21 protein-coding genes are annotated in these 19,004 nt (G+C 31.5%); 19 read left to right on the forward strand and 2 right to left on the reverse strand.

Features of this window, described 5'->3' with window-relative positions; all coding sequences use genetic code 11:
• Positions 1 to 307 precede the first annotated feature (307 nt).
• Positions 308 to 1,519 (reverse strand): site-specific integrase, encoded by a 1,212-nt coding sequence (locus KHA90_RS11560; protein ID WP_213299576.1) that lies wholly within the window; start codon positions 1,517 to 1,519, stop codon positions 308 to 310.
• Positions 1,520 to 2,072: 553 nt separating this feature from the next.
• Between KHA90_RS11560 and KHA90_RS11565 the strand changes: the two genes are divergently transcribed.
• Positions 2,073 to 2,309 carry a hypothetical protein gene (locus KHA90_RS11565; protein WP_213299578.1) on the forward strand — a complete coding sequence of 79 codons (237 nt, stop codon included), beginning with the start codon at positions 2,073 to 2,075 and terminating at the stop codon, positions 2,307 to 2,309.
• 34 nt (positions 2,310 to 2,343) lie between these two features.
• On the opposite strand, the gene KHA90_RS11570 is transcribed toward KHA90_RS11565, so the two are convergent.
• Complete coding sequence (locus tag KHA90_RS11570) at positions 2,344 to 2,934, reverse strand: riboflavin synthase (protein WP_213299581.1); 591 nt, start codon at positions 2,932 to 2,934, stop codon at positions 2,344 to 2,346.
• A gap of 330 nt (positions 2,935 to 3,264) precedes the next feature.
• Between KHA90_RS11570 and KHA90_RS11575 the strand changes: the two genes are divergently transcribed.
• From KHA90_RS11575 to pdxA, 18 genes are all read left to right on the forward strand, one after another.
• Positions 3,265 to 3,840 (forward strand): TerD family protein, encoded by a 576-nt coding sequence (locus KHA90_RS11575; RefSeq protein WP_213299584.1) that lies wholly within the window; start codon positions 3,265 to 3,267, stop codon positions 3,838 to 3,840.
• A gap of 212 nt (positions 3,841 to 4,052) precedes the next feature.
• Positions 4,053 to 4,718 carry an HAD family hydrolase gene (locus KHA90_RS11580; RefSeq protein ID WP_213299586.1) on the forward strand — a complete coding sequence of 222 codons (666 nt, stop codon included), beginning with the start codon at positions 4,053 to 4,055 and terminating at the stop codon, positions 4,716 to 4,718.
• A gap of 2 nt (positions 4,719 to 4,720) precedes the next feature.
• Positions 4,721 to 5,527 (forward strand): phosphoribosyltransferase family protein, encoded by an 807-nt coding sequence (locus KHA90_RS11585; RefSeq protein ID WP_213299589.1) that lies wholly within the window; start codon positions 4,721 to 4,723, stop codon positions 5,525 to 5,527.
• Between the two features lie 4 nt (positions 5,528 to 5,531).
• Entirely contained in the window at positions 5,532 to 6,086 is a 555-nt protein-coding gene (locus KHA90_RS11590; protein WP_213299592.1) for a TerD family protein, read from the forward strand.
• A 3-nt stretch (positions 6,087 to 6,089) separates the two neighbouring features.
• Positions 6,090 to 6,698 (forward strand): TerD family protein, encoded by a 609-nt coding sequence (locus KHA90_RS11595; protein ID WP_213299595.1) that lies wholly within the window; start codon positions 6,090 to 6,092, stop codon positions 6,696 to 6,698.
• Between the two features lie 8 nt (positions 6,699 to 6,706).
• The gene (locus KHA90_RS11600) at positions 6,707 to 7,795 is read left to right on the forward strand and encodes a toxic anion resistance protein (RefSeq protein ID WP_213299598.1); all 1,089 of its coding nucleotides are present in this window, start codon (positions 6,707 to 6,709) and stop codon (positions 7,793 to 7,795) included.
• A 22-nt stretch (positions 7,796 to 7,817) separates the two neighbouring features.
• Entirely contained in the window at positions 7,818 to 8,783 is a 966-nt protein-coding gene (locus KHA90_RS11605) for a hypothetical protein (protein WP_213299601.1), read from the forward strand.
• A gap of 13 nt (positions 8,784 to 8,796) precedes the next feature.
• Positions 8,797 to 9,348, forward strand: coding sequence for a TerD family protein (locus tag KHA90_RS11610; protein WP_213299605.1), 552 nt, complete (start codon positions 8,797 to 8,799; stop codon positions 9,346 to 9,348).
• Positions 9,349 to 9,367: 19 nt separating this feature from the next.
• The gene (locus KHA90_RS11615) at positions 9,368 to 10,027 is read left to right on the forward strand and encodes a TerD family protein (RefSeq protein WP_213299608.1); all 660 of its coding nucleotides are present in this window, start codon (positions 9,368 to 9,370) and stop codon (positions 10,025 to 10,027) included.
• Positions 10,027 to 10,440 (forward strand): hypothetical protein, encoded by a 414-nt coding sequence (locus KHA90_RS11620; RefSeq protein ID WP_213299611.1) that lies wholly within the window; start codon positions 10,027 to 10,029, stop codon positions 10,438 to 10,440. Before KHA90_RS11615 ends, KHA90_RS11620 begins: the two co-directional genes overlap by 1 nt.
• A 12-nt stretch (positions 10,441 to 10,452) precedes the next feature.
• Positions 10,453 to 11,091: a vWA domain-containing protein gene (locus KHA90_RS11625; RefSeq protein ID WP_213299613.1), complete on the forward strand. Its 639-nt coding sequence runs from the start codon at positions 10,453 to 10,455 to the stop codon at positions 11,089 to 11,091.
• Between the two features lie 164 nt (positions 11,092 to 11,255).
• On the forward strand, positions 11,256 to 11,891 hold the full coding sequence (locus KHA90_RS11630) for a vWA domain-containing protein (RefSeq protein WP_213299616.1): 636 nt from the start codon (positions 11,256 to 11,258) through the stop codon (positions 11,889 to 11,891).
• Positions 11,892 to 11,894: 3 nt separating this feature from the next.
• A complete protein-coding gene (locus tag KHA90_RS11635) occupies positions 11,895 to 12,377 on the forward strand; it encodes a hypothetical protein (protein WP_213299619.1) in 483 nt (160 codons plus the stop codon).
• Between the two features lie 252 nt (positions 12,378 to 12,629).
• Positions 12,630 to 13,682, forward strand: a complete 1,053-nt coding sequence (locus KHA90_RS11645) for a TerY-C metal binding domain-containing protein (RefSeq protein WP_213299625.1) — start codon at positions 12,630 to 12,632, stop codon at positions 13,680 to 13,682.
• Positions 13,683 to 13,685: 3 nt separating this feature from the next.
• Positions 13,686 to 15,095: a PP2C family serine/threonine-protein phosphatase gene (locus KHA90_RS11650; protein WP_213299628.1), complete on the forward strand. Its 1,410-nt coding sequence runs from the start codon at positions 13,686 to 13,688 to the stop codon at positions 15,093 to 15,095.
• Between the two features lie 3 nt (positions 15,096 to 15,098).
• Positions 15,099 to 16,610, forward strand: a complete 1,512-nt coding sequence (locus tag KHA90_RS11655) for a helix-hairpin-helix domain-containing protein (RefSeq protein WP_213299631.1) — start codon at positions 15,099 to 15,101, stop codon at positions 16,608 to 16,610.
• 34 nt (positions 16,611 to 16,644) lie between these two features.
• Positions 16,645 to 17,643: a TerC/Alx family metal homeostasis membrane protein gene (locus tag KHA90_RS11660; RefSeq protein WP_213299634.1), complete on the forward strand. Its 999-nt coding sequence runs from the start codon at positions 16,645 to 16,647 to the stop codon at positions 17,641 to 17,643.
• Between the two features lie 266 nt (positions 17,644 to 17,909).
• The gene (gene pdxA / locus KHA90_RS11665; protein WP_213299638.1) at positions 17,910 to 18,959 is read left to right on the forward strand and encodes a 4-hydroxythreonine-4-phosphate dehydrogenase PdxA; all 1,050 of its coding nucleotides are present in this window, start codon (positions 17,910 to 17,912) and stop codon (positions 18,957 to 18,959) included.
• Positions 18,960 to 19,004 lie beyond the last annotated feature (45 nt).

Raw genomic sequence — 19,004 nt, forward strand, 5'->3', positions numbered from 1 at the left:
TTTTTGAGGTGGTCACTTTGAACCGGAATCAACTGATCTCTTTTACAAGAATAGGGTGGTCACTTTAAACCGGAATCAACTGATCTCTTTTACCGGAATGGTATGCTCACTTTTGCCAGAATTTGCAGTCAAAGTAGATAAATTCCGATGCTATTTAAGCTAGAAAAGGTTTGTTAATTTGGAAAAAATAACGAACTGAATCTTAAGTATTGTCTTGATTTATAGATGTGTTGTAGTGAATGTGTAAGAGTAGTTTAAAAAAATAAAAATAAAAAAGGGAATTTTTATAATGTGTTAGATCTCCAATTTAAAAAATAATATCATCAATCATTTTGTCTAAAGTGTTACTTGGAAGTGTATTTAAATAAGACATTGTAGATTTAATATCTTTATGACCCAAAGCTTCTTTAATAATATCTATAGAGATATTATTAAATTTTAAGATTGTAGCAAATGTATGTCTTGCACAGTAATAAGTGATATTCTTTTGGATACCCAAATCAGTAATAATTTTTTTAATAGGTTTGTTTATATAAAGTTTCAGGAATTTTTCCTTTCTGTTATTTATATAGATTTCGGAATCTTGATTATTGTGAATTATATTGAATATATACAAAGAGCTGGCAGGAGAGGTATATTCATTAATTTTTTGCTTCCAGAATTCGTTTAATTTAAAATTTACAATTACTCCCGTTTTACTTCTTTTATAAGTAATAGTCTCTTTATACAAGTCCCTTTTCTTTAATTGTATAAGGTCAATGAAATTGATGCCTCTTCCATAATAGCTTAGTAAAAACATATCTCTAGCTATTATATCATTCTTTTTAGATAAATTTACTTTTTTTAGTAAGTCAAGTTCTTCTTCAGACAAGTATTCTTTTTTACCACTTTCTTTAATCTTGGATACTTTAAATTTAATAAAAGGATACATAGAAGCAGGAATGATTTCTCTTTTAATTGCTTTATTAAAGACCGATCTTAAAGTTCGAATTCTTATTCCAATGGTGCTCTGGCTATTTTTATTTGCATTTAAAAAGGATTGGTATTTATAGATTGCATCCACAGACAAATCTCTAAAAGTGATCTCAGTTTTACCCAAAAAACGTTGTATTGATTTTAATGTGTCCTTTTCAATATTACTCGTTGACAGTTTTCCTGCATTTTTAATTTCGTCAATTAAAGTTTCGTGAAAATCAGTATAACTCAAGGCTTTCTGCTTGCCAGATTTTTTTTTGAATTTAGTTATAATATCTTGTATGGTAAACGGAGTTTCGTCTGATTCAAAATCATGAATTATTTCGTTAATTCGATTCGAATATTTCTCGATTAATTCATTAATTTGTTTGTACTCTTTATGCGATTTCTTTAGCCGTTGGGTATCAAACGACCAGTCTTCATGTTTACATGTTTTATTGATTGATAAACTAGTGTTTATTCGATCTTTAACAAAGACAAGGATAATTGAATATTCTCCTTTGGCATTTGAAGTGCTTTTTAATGTTAATTTGTAAGAAATCATTCTCTTTGAAGGTTTAATTTGTAAATTTGACGAACATCTGCTAGGCAATCGTAGAAAAACAGCCAAAAATTGACGAACATTTGACGAACAAATCTACAAATATTATCATTTATAATGATTTATTTTGTTTTATAATTTTTGTAATTACTTGATTTTAAGGTATAATAGGTGAAAATAAGCCATTGTGAAATAAGTTAAATATGACTCATAATCAGGTGGTCCCTAGTTCGAGCCCAGGTGGGACCACAAAAAGCCTTTACAGTAATTGTAGAGGCTTTTTTCGTTTTACTTCATTAATAAATGTCTTTCTAAAAATCTAAATTGTAAAAATATACGTAAGTATATAAAATGTGAATTTGTATTTTCAGACTTATTTCTTACTTCGTTAACTAAAGGTTATTTTCAAGAAGTTTTTTTGATTAAAAACTTGCTTTTTGCTTAAAATCTTATACATTTGTCGAATAATTTGCCGTAAGCCCCTGTTTTTGTGCGAATTATATTAGAACGAATAAATTTATCAACCTACCTTGCTGTTTAGCAGCATGTTAAAATTATGAAGATAAAGACTGTTTTTTTTGTGCTTTTTTTGACTTTGTTAAATTTGTCATCAATAATTGCTGCGCCAGCTGCAGAGCCGCCTGTTCCAATGTCGGTAAATAATGACCCACCGCCTTTAAATCCTCCAACGAGTGATATTAATCAAAATATAATGTTGTTATTAGTATGTGCATTGATTTTTGGTATTCATACTATATATAAATATAATTTAAAAAGAAAAGCTTCAATCTAAATTGAAGCTTTTTTTTTGTAAAGTAACTTTTGAATTACTTGTTGATCGAGTATAATCTTGAAATGTATTTTCCAACTACATCAAATTCCAGATTTATTTTTGTTCCAACTTTAAAGTTTTTGAAATTTGTATTTTCATAAGTGTAAGGTATAATTGAAACACTAAACTCGTTTGTTTTAGAGTTTACAACAGTAAGACTCACACCATTTACTGTAATCGAGCCTTTTTCAATTGTAATATTGCTTAGGTTTTTATCATACTCAAAAGTATAATTCCAGCTTCCGTTTGCTTCTTCAATCTTAATGCAGGTTCCGGTTTGATCAACGTGACCTTGCACAATATGCCCGTCAAGACGGTCGCCAAGTTTCATTCCTCTTTCCAGATTTACAATGTCTCCTGTTTTCCAGTCTCCAATATTTGTTTTTAAAATAGTTTCGTCGATAGCGGTAACAGTATAAAAAGAATCTTTTATTGCTACAACCGTCAGGCAAATTCCGTTATGCGAAACGCTCTGATCTATTTTTAATTCATTTGTGATGGAAGAATCTACTGTAATATGAAGATTGCTTTGCTCTTTTTGTATCTCGTGAATCTTTCCAAGTGTTTCTATAATTCCTGTAAACATTGTCGTTTTATTTTACTTTAATGAAGTTTTTTTTGGTATTGCCACAAAGTTAGATTAAAAAAGCAAAACCGTAATTGATGTTATGAGATATTTAGTAAATCGATATTTATGTAGTTTAAAAAAAATGCTTAAGGTCTTTAAAATACCGAACAAGACTTAAAATAATTTAAAGTTGTTTGTTATTATTGATGTTTGCTTAGAAAAAGCTTTTTTTATGCGATATTTCGGTAGTTTGTTAATAAATATTTCGGCTTTTACGGAAACCCTCATTCTTACTTACTCCCCTTTTTTGTATCATTGTATGTTTATAAATATAAATGAGATAATAAAATGGCAATAAATTTACAAAAAGGACAAAAAATTGATATTGGATTATCAAAAATAACTGTTGGTTTAGGTTGGGATCCAAACGAAGGGACAGGAAATGATTTTGATTTAGATGCATCTGCTATCATGATCAACTCAGATCGTAAACTTCTTGGGGAGGATTATTTTATTTTTTATAACAACTTAACGTCTCCTGACGGTGCTTTAGAACATACGGGTGATGATCCTACAGGTGGCAACAGCGACGGAGATGATGATGAAGCGATAAAAGTTGATTTGAATAAAATTGATGCCAATGTTCAGGAAATCCTTTTTGTAGTTACAATAGAAGATTTTGAAAGAAGAAAACAAAATTTTGGACAAGTAAGAAATTCTTATATTAGAATTGTAGATGATGCAACCGGACAGGAAATTGCAAAATATGAATTAGACGAAGATTTTTCAATTGAAACGGGAGTTGAGTTTGGAAGATTGTACAAACGAAACGGAAATTGGAAATTTGAAGCTTCAGGGATTGGATATAAAGCAGATTTAAGTTTCTTTCTTGAAAAATACTTTTCGGGACAAATCATTAAATAAGAGATGTTTGTAAGGTTAACTATTTGTTTATAAAAAGTAAAATAGTTTTCGTTATTTAACATGTTGATAATGTGGTGAATTTGGATTTTTAAAAAGAAATTACAAAACTTAATTGGAAAATATAACTTTGAGAAACTGTGTTTTAAAACAGAGCTAAAGTTTTTTCAATTATTGAATCAAACAGGTAATCCTGTTGTTATAAAAAAGAAGATTTGAAAATAAATTACATAGACTACAGTCATCTTTCATTTGATTTATGGCTTACATTGATAAAATCGCATCCAGAATTTAAAATCAAGAGAAATTTGATGTTTCGGGATTTTTTCGAAATAGATAGTACAATTGAAAAAGTGAGTGAAGTAATACGATATTACGACGTTCTCTGTAATAATATTAACGAAAAAACGGGATTGAATATCAATACGTATGAGATTTATTATCTAATTTTAAACGCGCTCGAAGTTGATATTAATAAATACGGAACGGATAAATTAGATCAGTTTTATAACGAAACCGAACGTTTATTTATGGAATACAAACCGGTCCTGATGTTTTCAAATATTAAGAATTTGTTTCATGAAATAACACAGGAAAATAAGTCTATTAATATTTTAAGTAATACTGCTTTTATTAAAGGAAGAACTTTAAGAAAGTTATTGGCATATTATGAATTAACAGATTATTTTAAGTTTCAGATTTACTCTGATGAGGTTGGTTTTTCAAAACCCAATAACGAAATTTTTCAATTGGTTTTTGATGAAGTAAATGCATTTAAAAAGACGGAAAAAAAAGAGATATTGCATATTGGAGACAACAGTATTGCAGATTATAACGGTGCGTTGAAATATGGATTTGATGCGCATCTATTAAAAATATAAAAGTGAATAAAAGCTACAGTTTACACAAAATTCTCGAAAAAGATAATTGTCCGTTTAGAGAAGAAGAATATAGTAAATTCAAATTTGGAGATAAATTCTATGCAGAGAAATTTGCAAAAGAATTGTTTGAAGGGTTTGTTAATGAATTTAGGGATTTAATTTTATCAGAGCAGGAAATCGTAATTCTGCCGAGTCCGTATTTATCAATACCTACGGCATCCAATTTTTTATGTTATTATTTTAAAAAGGAACTTAACAGCTTTTTATTTAAAAATAATAAAAAGGCAAGTATTGAATCTAAAATATACAGAAATCAAACGTATGTAACAGATTATGGCAATTTAGATTTTAGCGAAAGAGTGAAGCTGATCTCAAATGATACGTATTATATTGATCGCAATTTTATTGAAGGCAAACTGTGCATTTTTGTTGATGATATCAAAATAACAGGAAGTCATGAACATACGGTAAATAAAATCCTGGATCAGTATAATGTCAACGGTGATTTTGTTTTTGTTTATTTTGCCGAATTAGCAAACAAAGAAATTCATCCTAAAATAGAAAATCACTATAATTATTTTTCGGTAAAAAACGTCGAAGATATTGTTGCAATAATAAACAGTGAGCATTTTCAATACAATACCAGAATTGTGAAATTCATTTTAAGCTTAAACGAGGACCAGTTTAATTATTTGGTTGAAAACATTTCGGCAAAAAACAGTAATGATTTATTTCATTTGGCAATAAGCAATAATTATCATCAAATCTTAGAATATAAAACGAACATTAATGTAATTAAAATAGATTAAAATTATGGCTATCAATTTACAAAAAGGACAACGTGAAAATATTAACGCTCCTAAATTTACAATAGGTTTAGGCTGGGATACAAACAGCAGCACCACCGGATCAGGTTTTGATCTTGATGCTTCGGTTTTTATATTGGGCGATAATAAAAAAATAATATCTGATTCTCATTTCATTTTTTATAACAACTTAAAATCACCGGACGATTCTGTAATACACACAGGAGATAATTTAACCGGCGATGGAGACGGAGATGACGAGCAGGTAAAAATTGACCTGACAAAAATCAATGCAGCAGTAAAAGAAATTTGTATTGTTGTAACGATTCACGACGCAGTAAACAGAAAACAAAATTTTGGTCAGGTTAGAAATTCATTTATCAGAATTGTAGATGACAGCAACAATACTGAAATGGTGAAATATGAATTAGAAGAAGATTTTTCTATTGAAACAGCGGTTGAATTTGGAAGAATTTACAATAAAGACGGACAATGGAAATTTGAAGCTATTGGCGCAGGAATGAAAGGCGGATTAGAAGATTACTTAAATAAATATAACTAGGATATGGCAATTAATTTAGAAAAAGGACAACGTATTAATCTTGAAAAAAGTAATGGTACTAAATTAGTCAACATTTGTGTTGGTGTAAATTGGGGTGCGATTGAAAAGAAAGGTTTATTTGGTACAAAAAAAGAACCGGTAGATTTAGATGCAAGTTGTGCCGTTTATGATGATCAAAAAAAACATATTGACTCAGTAAATTTCAAAAAATTAATTTCAAATGATCGTGCCATCAAACATAGCGGTGACGATTTAACAGGAGATTTAAATGGTGACGACGGATTAGATAATGAAGTAATTACTTTAGATTTCTCTCAATTATCACCGGCAGCAAACCACGTTGCGTTTTTTATAAATAGTTTCAGAGGTCAGGATTTTAAAGATATTCCGTTTGCCTCTATCAGGATTTATGAGGGAACTCCAACAAAAGTTACTCAGGAATTTGCACGTTATGATATTGCAAATGACGCTTCTTTCGCAGGAAATGTGTCAATGGTTTTAGGCGTTTTTTATAAAAGAAATGACGATTGGAAATTTAGCGCAATTGGAGTTCCAACAAGCGATAAAAAACTGGAACAAACTATTGTTACAATTCAACAGAATCATTTATAAGATAAACTATGTCAGAAAATCAATTAGTTACTCAGGAAAATACTGCTTTGATTGATAAGGACGGAAATGTGAATTTAACCTCAATTACAGAGGCTGAAGTAAGCAATTACAAATCCATTTCGAATCAGTTAAATGAAAACGATGCCAATTCAATCCTGAATTATGGTGCCGAAATTCAAAATTCGATTGCAAAACAAAGTGATACGTTTTTAACTAATGTCAGAACCTACAATTCTGGCGAAGTGGGAACTTTGATAAACGTTTTGCTTACAGAATTAAATTATGTAGATGTTGACCAGTTAGATCAGGGACCGTTTAAACGATTTTTGTCTAAAATTCCGCTTCTTAATAAATTAGTTATTGATGTAAAAAAATTATTCCAGCAATACGATAAGATTACTGTAAATATTGATAAAATCAGTAATAAAGTAAAAGCCGGAATGATCAATTCTGTTAAAGATAACAGCGCGCTTCAAACCATGTTTGATGGTAACGTGAACCTGATCAAAGAAATGGAAAAACACATTATTGCAGGACAAATTCGCTTTAAGGAATTAAACGAAGAGCTTGCCGTAATGGAAGGAAATCCTACGCAATACCAGGATTATCAAATATCTGATAAAAGAAATTTCATTAATCGTCTTGACAAACGTTTAGCCGATATGAAGATTGTTCGTTTTATCATGCTTCAGTCTTTGGCGCAAATACGTGTTGTGCAAAATAACAATACGTCAATTGCCGAAAAAGCACAATCGATCCTGACAACAACAATGCCTGTCTGGAAAAATCAATTAACGCTGGCAGTTGCTTTGCAAAGACAAAAACAAAACATTGAAATACAACGAAGAGTATCTGAAACAACCAATACTATTTTGCAGAAAAATGCCGAAATGCTGAAACAAAACAGTATCGAAGTAGCAAGAGAAAATGAAAATACGGTCGTATCTCTGGAAACATTGAAAATGACTACAAAATCATTAATTGATACTTTAACCGAAGTAAAACAAATTCACGATCAGGGTACGGAAACCAGAAGACAATTGGATGCCGGATTACAAAGTCTTGAAATTGAACTTAAAAAAGGGGTTGTAAGCTAATTGACCAGAAGAAATTGATTAAATGCAAGAGGAAGAGGAACGGTACGTTCAAATAATAAAAGATAGTAATAGAAAACTTGTGATTTTAGAATTGTTATCCAATTTCTTTAATCACAAGGATTTTGTTGGTGTTTTGATAAAAACAAAAATAATTCATACGCTCTTTGAAAATAATAAAACATTAGATATAAATAAATTAGAACTGTTTCATATTCAATACACGAGTAGTTTTATCGATTTATTTCAAAAATTAAAAAAATCTAAAGAGCAGCAATACCTTTTAATTTCTGATGAAATATATATCAATAAGGATATTATATCAAAATTAAAAACAGAGATTGGAGATTTTAAACTTCCGCAATTGTTACGGACTCATGCTGAAAACATGTCCAAAAAAATTGAAGAACTTTATAAAATGTTTGTTACAGAAGATGCCGTTTTTTTTAACTGGAATGAAATCATAAGTTTTTCGGATAGTATCAAAACAGAATATTACAGAGAAATTACTATTGAACAGTATGAAAAACTCGCAACTTCAAAGAAGAGTTTATATGAAAATAAATATTCGAAGTTCGAGAAAAAACTTTTAGGGAGATTAAACGTCCTGAATTTTAAAATTAAATTTTCATGTGGCTTAATTTGTAATAATGAAATTATTGAAGTGTATGAATTCAGGGATTCAAACGACAAATTTGTTTTTATTGCCAATGAAAAAGCATTTTATTTTTTAGAAAGTGAAATGGAAAAAGAAATTAATCTCTTGAAAAATGATTCAGTCAAAGGAGAGATTATAACGCAATTAAAAAACAAAAACGCCAGTTTAGAATCAGAATTAAGTACAGTAAAAACATCGCTTCCCGAAAATGTGAATGAAGTGCTGAAAGATTATTTAAATAAAATCACATCAATTGATTTTATTGAAGATTTACAAAATGTCGACGAACAAACGAACATTTTAAAAACAATGTTAAATATTAATATTAAATAAAAAATAGATAAAAATGGCAATTAATTTAGAAAAAGGTCAAAGACAGAGTATTGATGCTCCAAAATTTATTGTAGGACTTGGCTGGGACAGTAATTCCAGTAGCACAGGTGAAGGATTTGATTTAGATGCTTCGGTTTTTTTAATTGGTGCCAATGGAAAAATTCCAAATGATAACCATTTTGTTTATTATAATAATTTAAAATCACCTGATGGATCAGTAATTCATACAGGAGATAATTTAACAGGCGCCGGTGACGGAGACGATGAAAAAATACAAATCGACTTATCAACCGTATCGCCGGATGTTACTGAGATTTCGTTTGTAGTAACCATTCACCATGCTGACACAAGAAGACAAAATTTTGGACAGATTAGAAATTCATTTATCAGAATTGTGGATCAAACCAATACTGAGTTAGTAAAATATGAACTTGATGAAGATTTTTCTATAGAGACAGCTGTTGAATTTGGAAGAATTTATAAAAGAAACAACGAGTGGAAATTTGAAGCTGTTGGAATAGGAATGAAAGGTGGCTTACAGGATTATTTAAATAAATATAACTAATTTAAAACACTATTACAGCATGGCAATTAACTTAACAAAGGGACAAAAAATTGATTTAAGAAAATCAAGCGGTGAATCATTAACAAGCTTTTGCGTTGGTGTAAACTGGGGAGCAATTGAAACCAGAGGGTTTTTAGGATTGTCAAAAAACGTTATTGATATCGACTTAGATTTAAGCTGTATCTTAATTGACGATCAAAACAAACTTTGTGATCATTTGTATTCTCCGTTATACAGAGTAGAAGTTTTACAGCAATTTGGTTTACCAAAAGGGAAGTTGTTAAGCGTTGACGGAGCCTTGAAACACACTGGTGATGACCTTGCAGGTGATACAGGTGGAGATGATGGTTTAGATAACGAAATTATAACTGTCGATTTGTCTAAAGTTGATGCTAAAGTGACTCAAATATTTTTCTTTTTAAATAATGCCGGAAAAGAAGATTTCGCTCAAATTCCATATGCAAAAATCAGAATGTACGAAGGTACGCCTACAAAAGTAGTGTCTGAATTTGCCTCATACAACGTTTCTGCAGATCCTCAATATGTAAACAAACGCTCAATCATTATGGGCAAATTGTATAAGAGAAACAATGAATGGAAATTTAGTGCAATTGGTGATCCAACAGATGATACATTTTTAGGACAAACGATTCATAAAATTGTTCAGTCTTACCTGTAATGGAAATAAAAAATATAGAAGGACTAAGTGTTTCTCAAGTGAGAGATCTGGTTCAGCAAGGCGGGAAGTTTGTCGTATTTCCGTACACGGTATCCTTTATTTTAATGACCTTAAAAAGAAGTTCTGCTATTTATTTTATCAGACCTGATGAAAATACATTCAAGTATTCCTATGGATATGTTATCCTGAATTTTTTTGTAGGCTGGTGGGGATTTCCCTGGGGACCAATTTACACAATAGGTTCTATGTATCATCATATAGTAGGAGGTAAAGATTTTACAGAAGTTGTAATGAGTCAGCTGGTTCAAAATGATCCTCAGGCAAATACAAGTACGTACAATATAAATGGTGTTGAAAGTTCTAATCAGGAAAGTAATACTACTGAAGTTCCAACATATAATATTCCTGTATAAAAAAATAGTACCATGAGAAGACTGCCTGTATATTTAGTATTAGACACATCCGGTTCAATGACTGGTGAGCCTATCGAAGCTGTTAAAAATGGCGTTCAAATGATGATTAGTTCATTACGACAAAATCCGCAGGCAATCGAAACTGCTTTTTTAAGCGTGATAACTTTCGATACCACAGCGCAACAGATTATTCCGTTAACCGATTTGGCATCTTTTCAAATGGTCGATCTTAAAGCAACAGGAGTAACTGCTCTGGGAGATGCATTAAAACTAGTCGCTCATAAAATTGAAACTGAAGTGGCAAAAACGACTACAGAACAAAAAGGCGACTGGAAACCATTGGTTTTTATTATGACCGACGGGATTCCTACTGATAATTGGGAAAGCGGTTTAAGCGAATTCAAAAAACAGAAAATTGCTTTTACGGTTGCTTGTGGAGCAGGAGGAAGTGCAGATACCAATATCCTGAAAAAAATTACAGATAATGTAGTAAGTCTTGATAATGCTGATAGCGCCAGTATTGGTAAGTTTTTTCAATGGGTGACAGCTTCAATTGGTGTGACTTCAACAAAAGTCGAAGATTTTGGCAAAGAACTTACAGGATTAAAAGAATTGCCTCCGCCGCCATCAGAATTAAACATAGTAGTTTAAAAATCTCAAAGGCGGAATTCAAAAATATCAATTTAGTCAAATAGACTTTTTAAAGATCATATCTTAATAAAAGTTTATTTGACAAATTTTGAGAGTCTGTTTATAAAACATAATTAGAATGTAAGTTGAATAATTCTATTGTTAAATTATTTTTTTAAAGTAATATGAGAAGACTACCGGTATATTTTTTATTAGATACTTCAGGTTCCATGTACGGAGAACCAATTCAAGCTTTGAATAATGCTTTAAGCGGAATGATTAATACACTTCGTTCAGATGCACAGGCTTTAGACTCGCTCTGGATTAGTATAATAACTTTTGACAGAGAAGTAAAAGAAATTGTCCCGCTGACAGAATTAGTAAATTTTCAGCTTCCCGAAATTATTTGTCCTCAAAGCGGACCAACAAACACAGGTGCAGGTTTGGATTTTGTTATTCAAAAAGTAAAAACCGAAGTTATAAAAGGATCTTCAACGCAAAAAGGAGACTGGAAACCGTTGCTTTTTGTTTTTACTGATGGAAAACCTTCTGACATACAATTTTACAGACAAAAAATACAGGAAATAAAAAATCTAAGTTTTGGTGCCGTCGTAGGTTGTGCAGCCGGACATATGGCAAATGATGATATTTTGAAAGAATTAACTGACAATGTTGTACATTTGGACTCTGCTGATAGTGCTACATTGAAACAGTTTTTCAAATGGGTTTCAGAAACTATTGAACAAGGAAATAAAAGTCAGGGAACCGGAGAAAGTGTGACATTGCCTCCTCCGCCAAGCGAAATAACCGTAGTAATTTAAAGTATGGAAGTACTTTCAATTATAATATCGGTTATTGGTTTAATTGTGCACCTCATTCAAAAAGCAGATACTTCGTCAAACTCAGCCAGCGTAAGTTCTTACAGAGATACTACATATGAGGTTGTTTATGAATTTACAGAAGAAGAAAAATTAGAAAATATGAATATTGATAGTTTGAACATCTGTTATAAAACTGCCGGATCTGCTAATTTTTCTATTGAAAAAGCCAGACGGACTTTGCTTAATAATTATGTTGAAACTGATTTTTATATCGATGAGATTATTATACGTCAAAATTGTATGTATATAAAAGTGTTGCATTCAATACCATTTAAAAGTACTAATAAATGTTATGGAGCCGCTTTCTCTATCAATTATATGACAGCTAATAATAGAGTTTCGGTTTATGGATCAAAAAAAATCAATGCTGATGAAGAACAGGTTTTTAAGCAAATTGCAAGCGAATTAATAATAGCGGTTTCATAATGAATTTCGTAAAAATTTTTATTCAGATTTTAATTATCGGACTGTTTTTGTATTCAAAATTATTGCCTTACAAAGACAAGCTAAATCCTAAATACCGAAATATTTTTGATTTTTTCAATAGTATATTTTCGCCCATACTCAATTTTCTCAAAAAAATGATAAAACCATTTCAGGTTGGTGTGGGATTAGCAGTTGATATGACGCAGATTGTACTTTTAATTATTTTTTTAATGCTATTAAATTTCCTTTAACATGAGAAGATTACCCATATATTTTTTAATAGATATTTCTGAGTCAATGGTTGGAGAACCAATTCAGCAGGTTGAGGAAGGTTTGGCTACCATAATTCAGGCATTAAAAACAGATCCTCATGCACTTGAAACCGTTTTTGTTTCAATTATAGTATTTGCAGGTCAGCCCAAAACATTAGTTCCGTTACAGGAAATAGTGAGTTTTTATCCGCCTAAATTCCCAATAGGCAGCGGGACATCCTTAAGCAAAGGTCTGGGACATTTAATGTATGAATTAAGAAATAATATTGTTAAAACCACTTATGAAATAAAAGGCGACTGGAAACCTATTGTGTTCTTATTTACAGATGGAGTTCCTACAGATGATAGTCAGGCAGCGATAAACGAATGGAAACAAAACTGGCAGAAAACGGCTAATTTAATTGCGATTTCTTTTGGGAATGAAACAGATACAAAATTACTGGGAGAACTAACAGAAAACGTATTGCATTTTAAAAATACGAATGTACAATCGTACAAAGAGTTTTTTAGATGGGTTACAGATTCCATAAAAACAAGCAGTATTAGCGTAGAGAATAATTCGACAGGTTTTGAGTTGGCAAAATTAGATGGAGAAACACTATCAAAAATTGATTTGACTAAAGCAGAACCAAACCGTCAATATGTTGATGATAATTTTGTGGTATTAAATGGTAAATGTCAAAATACCAAACGACCTTATTTAATGAAATACCGCAAAACAATTGCTGAATCAATTTATGCCGGAATCGAATTATCATCTAAAAATTACAAATTAGTTGGCGCTTATCAGGTGGATAATGCTTATTTTGAATTAGCAGATACTACTAATTTTAGTAATAAAGTAAATACAGATGAGCTTATTGGCGGGCCAACATGTCCTTGCTGTGGTAATCAGGTTGCTTTTGCCGTTTGTGTTTGCGGTAAAATACATTGTATTGGTGATGAAGATGTGAGTACTTGTCCGTGGTGCGGCAATCAGGGAAGTTATGGTTCCGGCGAAGGCGGATTTGATGTCAACAGAACACAAGGATAATTCATGGAAGAAACCAAGCGATATCTTAAAGCCTTTTTGACGCAAAACAAAATAGAAATACCATCAGGTAAATTGTCTCTTTTTGATGAATTTATTGCTAATGAAAACAATGTGAATTCGGTAAAAATAATTCAGGAAAACCAAAGAATGATTATGGAAAATTGGAAGTTGAAAACCAGGATTGACGATATTATGATACAAGCTGTGTCAATACCAAATGGTACGGTAAATAAAAAATACGAAGCAAAACTTGATTTCACTAAACTGAATTGGCAGGATATTGTTGCTTTTGAAATAAAAGGATTAGAAAATACAGGTCTTCAATTTGATGCAAAAGAAGAAACACTTTCCGGAACTCCGGAAATAAGTGGAGATTTAAAAATAAAAATATTATTTAGAATTGAAGGCGAACCGGAAGATGCTGCTTTAAATGAAAAAACACTAACACTAATTATAAATCCGGATCCAAAATCACTTTGGAAAAATCTGGAAAGCGATAAAAATGATCCTTTTTATAAAGAAGATAATGTTGCTGTTTCAGGGAAGTTTTTAGACAAAAATATTGTAGTAGCTTCCAAAAGAGGAAGAAGTCACGCAAATACTGGTGCATTTAGAGAAGATGATTTTGCCTTTAAAAACATCAACCAAACAGGTTGGAGTTTATTAGCCGTTTCAGATGGAGCGGGATCTGCACGTTTGTCAAGAAAAGGTTCAAAAATTGCCTGCGATGCTGTTATTCAATATTTTGAAGAAAATTTCACCGAAGAAAGCTTAAAAGAATTTGATGAAACATTATTGCTTCATCATAAACAATCAGATGAAAGTTCATCAAAAAAAATAAGCCATTTTGTTTATAATTCATTGTCAAAAGCGGCTCATTTCGCCAATAAACAAATAGAAGAATTTGCGATAAAAAGCGAAACCGAACTAGCGAATTTTCACGCAACGCTTATTTTTGCTTTGGTTAAAAAATATGATTTTGGTTATGCGTTGCTAACATTTGGTGTTGGAGATTGCCCTATCGGATTATTAAATAAAGAGTTGACGGAGATAAAACTAATGAACTGGCTGGATGTTGGAGATTTTGGTGGCGGAACACGATTTATTACAATGCCGGAAATATTTCAAAGTGATAAGTTTTCTACGCGTTTTGGTTTTAAATTAGTCGATGATTTTTCTTATTTGGTATTAATGACAGACGGAATCTATGATCCTAAATTTGTTGTAGAAGCTAATTTGGAAAAAATAGAAAAATGGAATGAATTTTTCGGAGATTTACAAGGAAATAATGAAGACGGACATAAAGTCGATTTTAGTACCGGAAATACTGAAGTCGCTAATCAACTTTCGACCTGGATGGATTTCTGGAGTCCCGGAAATCATGACGACAGAACGCTTGCCATAATTTACTAAAATATGAGTACAATTACTGTAAAATCAATTAACGACACTACAAAATCATATCAATTTGTTGATAATGGTGAACCTATGCGTGGTGGCGTAAAAGATGTTTATTTTAGTCCGGACAAAAAATATGTAGTTGCTATTTTTAGAGATAAACTAGATTTTAACCAAAAAGAACGACTTCAGAAAATAACAAATAAATATTTATCCCAAATTCAGAACGGAGAAGCCGGCGATTATTATTTGAATGAAGTATACAGATGGCCAACTGATGTTATTGAACATAAAGGGTTGACCGGAATAATTGTTCCGATTTATAATTCGAAATTTTTCTTTAAAAAAGGATATGCCACAAGCGATCTGATTCAGGGAAAAGAAAAAAACGGAAAGTGGTTTGCCGGACCTAAATTCAGAAATCCACATTTTCCGCTTAGAGTTGCTAATTCAGAATTAGGAGATTGGCTGAGTTATTTTCAGGTTTGTGTTAATTTGACCCGCGGCGTAAAAAAAATGCACGCGATGGGATTAGCACATTCTGATTTGTCCTATAATAATGTATTAATTGATCCGGTTGAGAAATCTGCATGTATGATTGACCTTGACGGATTAGTAGTTCCGGGTTTGTTTCAGGCTGAGGTAATTGGAACAGCTGAATTTATTGCACCGGAAGTACTTTCGACCAAACATTTAAATAAAACAGATCCCAACAGAAAATTGCCAAATCGTTTAACTGATTTACATGCTTTGCCAGTTCTGATCTATATGTTTTTATTGCACAGACATCCTTTAAAAGGAGGAAAAGTGCACGATCTGGATACAGAAATTGATGATTTGCTTTCTATGGGTGAAAAAGCAATGTTTATTGAACACCCAACAGATCCTGCAAATAGACCAAAACTGGATCAGGTTTCTAAATGGGATTTGCCGTGGGCGGATATAAATAAACTTCCGTATACAATTACAGGACCGTACTTAAAAGCATTGTTTGATAAGGTTTTTATAGAGGGATTACACAATCCTATGCAAAGGCCAACCGCGGAAGAATGGGAAATAGGATTATTAAAAACAACCGATTTAATGCAGAAATGCCATAACGTTTCCTGCGAGCAAAAATGGTATGTTTTTGATAACACCAATACCCCCAAATGTCCGTTTTGTGGAACAGCCCACAAAGGAACATTGCCGGTTTTAGATTTATATTATCAATTTCAGGAATCAGTCTGGAAACCAGAAAATCATAGATTGATGGTTTATAATGATCAGTATTTATTTCAATGGCACGTAAACAGAAATATTACCAGAAACGAAAAGATAACAGCGGCACAAAAAGTACCTGTAGGTTATTTTACATTTTTTAATAATGCATGGGTATTGGTAAACCAAAAAATGACATCTTTGAAGGATGTAACCGAAGATAAGGAAATCCCTATTGGTTCAATGGTAGAATTGACTGATGGCAAAAAAATACTACTTTCAAAAGAAGATGGCGGAAGAGTAATCGTAATAACAATGGCAAATAAATAAAAGTAAAACACAATAATAATTAATTAAATCAAAAATGAATCAACACCCTATTTTTTCGGAACATCCAGGATTAATCGCTGTTTTTGCGATCGCAGTTCTTATAATGCTATTATTAGATTTAGGTATTTTTAATAAAAAAAGCCACGTTGTAACAAACAAAGAAGCAATCACATGGTCACTTGTTTGGATTAGTTTAGCCATGCTTTTTAGTGGTTTGGTTTACTACTACGCAGGATCGGCTAAGTTTTATGAATTTCAATCAGCATACTGGATCGAGAAAGCACTTTCTGTAGATAATCTTTTTGTGTTTATATTAGTCTTTAAGTTTTTTGATGTAGCCAATCAAAATAAACATAAAGTATTGTTCTGGGGTATTATTGGAGCACTAGTTTTAAGAGCGATTTTTATATTCTCAGGTGCTTTCTTAATTGAACTTACTTACTTAAACAAGCTTTTAAGTTTAGTGGGAATGCCAGGTTTTAAATATGATGTTAACTTAATAATGACAGCTTTTGGATTATTCTTAGTGTATGCAGGTATAAAATCATGGTCTGCAGGTGATGAAGATGATGACGAAGATTACAACAATACAAGAGGAGCAAGGTTAATTAGAAGATTTTTCAGCGTAAGCGATAAATACGACGGAGATAAATTTTTTACATTCGAAAACGGAAAAAAACTGGCAACGCCTTTATTAGTAGTAGTTGCAGTAATAGAATTTACAGATTTACTTTTTGCGGTAGATTCAATTCCGGCAATTTTTGCAATCTCAAATGATCCGTTTATACTTTATACATCTAATATTTTTGCGATTTTAGGATTAAGAGCATTGTTTTTCCTATTGGATAACTTTATTCACCTATTCAGCAAATTACAATATGGTTTAGCAATTATATTGGCATTCATTGGGGTAAAAATGATCATTTCTCCGTTCTATCATATCGAGTCTCTTTACTCTTTATTAGTTATTGGAGCAGTTCTTATAATATCAGTAATAGCTTCAATATTATTACCGGAGCCAAAAGAAGCATAGTTTAAGAAAGTTTAAAGTTTTAAAAAGGATGAAAGTTGTACTAAATTTTCATCCTTTTTTTTGTTTATAAAAGCATTAATTTCAAATTTGATTTTTAATAGCTGGCGTAAGCGTGATTATATTCATATTATTTATTCCTATCTTTGCAGTCAAAACAGATGAAAAAAGCCACTATCTTTTGTAGGCTATTCTGTTTTATCTTAAATCGAAAAGAATGTTTTTTGAAGGGAAAACATAATCAAACACCTAATAAATAGCCTGAGCTCATGAATAAAAAAGCAGAAAATATAATTGTTGGAATTTCAATAGGAGATTTAAACGGTATTGGAAGCGAAGTTATACTCAAAACATTCGAAGATTCACGCATGTTAGAAATGTGTACGCCGGTTATTTTTGCAAATGCAAAAGTTCTTTCTTTTGTTAAAAAAAGCTTTACATCAACAGTTCAGTTTCATGGAATTGATAAATTAGATCAAATCGTAACCGGAAAAGTAAATGTATTGAATCTTTGGAAAGAAGGAGTTGATATCAATTTAGGGACAAATAATGAGAAAATAGGCGAGTATGCCATTAAATCATTTGTTGCCGCTACAAAAGCTTTAAAAGAGGATTTGATTGACGTTTTAGTCACGGCTCCAATAAATAAATACAATATTCAGTCAGAGGATTTTAAATTTCCGGGACATACAGATTATCTGGATCAGGAATTAGAAGGAAATGCATTGATGATGATGGTGCAGGATAATTTAAGAGTTGGTTTATTGACAGATCATGTTCCGTTAAGCGAAGTTTCTGCAAATTTAACCGAAGAGTTAATTACCAGAAAAATCGAAACCATCAGAAAATCTTTAATTCAGGATTTTAGCATTGTACGACCAAAAATTGCAGTTTTAGGATTAAATCCACATGCAGGTGATGGCGGCGTTATTGGTAAAGAAGACGATCTTGTTTTAAGACCCGCTTTGAGAAAAATATTTGATGCCGGAACTATGGTTTTTGGACCGTTTCCTGCCGATGGATTTTTTGGAAGCGGTCAATATGAAAAATATGATGCCATTGTAGCAACATATCACGATCAGGGATTAATTCCTTTTAAAACATTATCTTTTGGAAAAGGAGTAAATTATACAGCAGGTTTAAATAAAATAAGAACATCGCCGGATCACGGTACAGCCTATGATATTGCTGGAAAAGATATGGCAGATTACAATTCATTTAAAGAGGCGGTTTATCTTGCAATAGATATTTTTAATGCAAGAAATCAGCATGAGGAGATTACTCAAAAACCTCTTAAAATAAAAGAAAAACAGTTATAAACAAAAAAAGGTGAATAAGATTATTAGTTTTATAATAATTTTATA

Origin of the sequence: Flavobacterium psychroterrae (assembly GCF_018380615.1) — a bacterium.
GTDB lineage: Bacteria > Bacteroidota > Bacteroidia > Flavobacteriales > Flavobacteriaceae > Flavobacterium > Flavobacterium psychroterrae.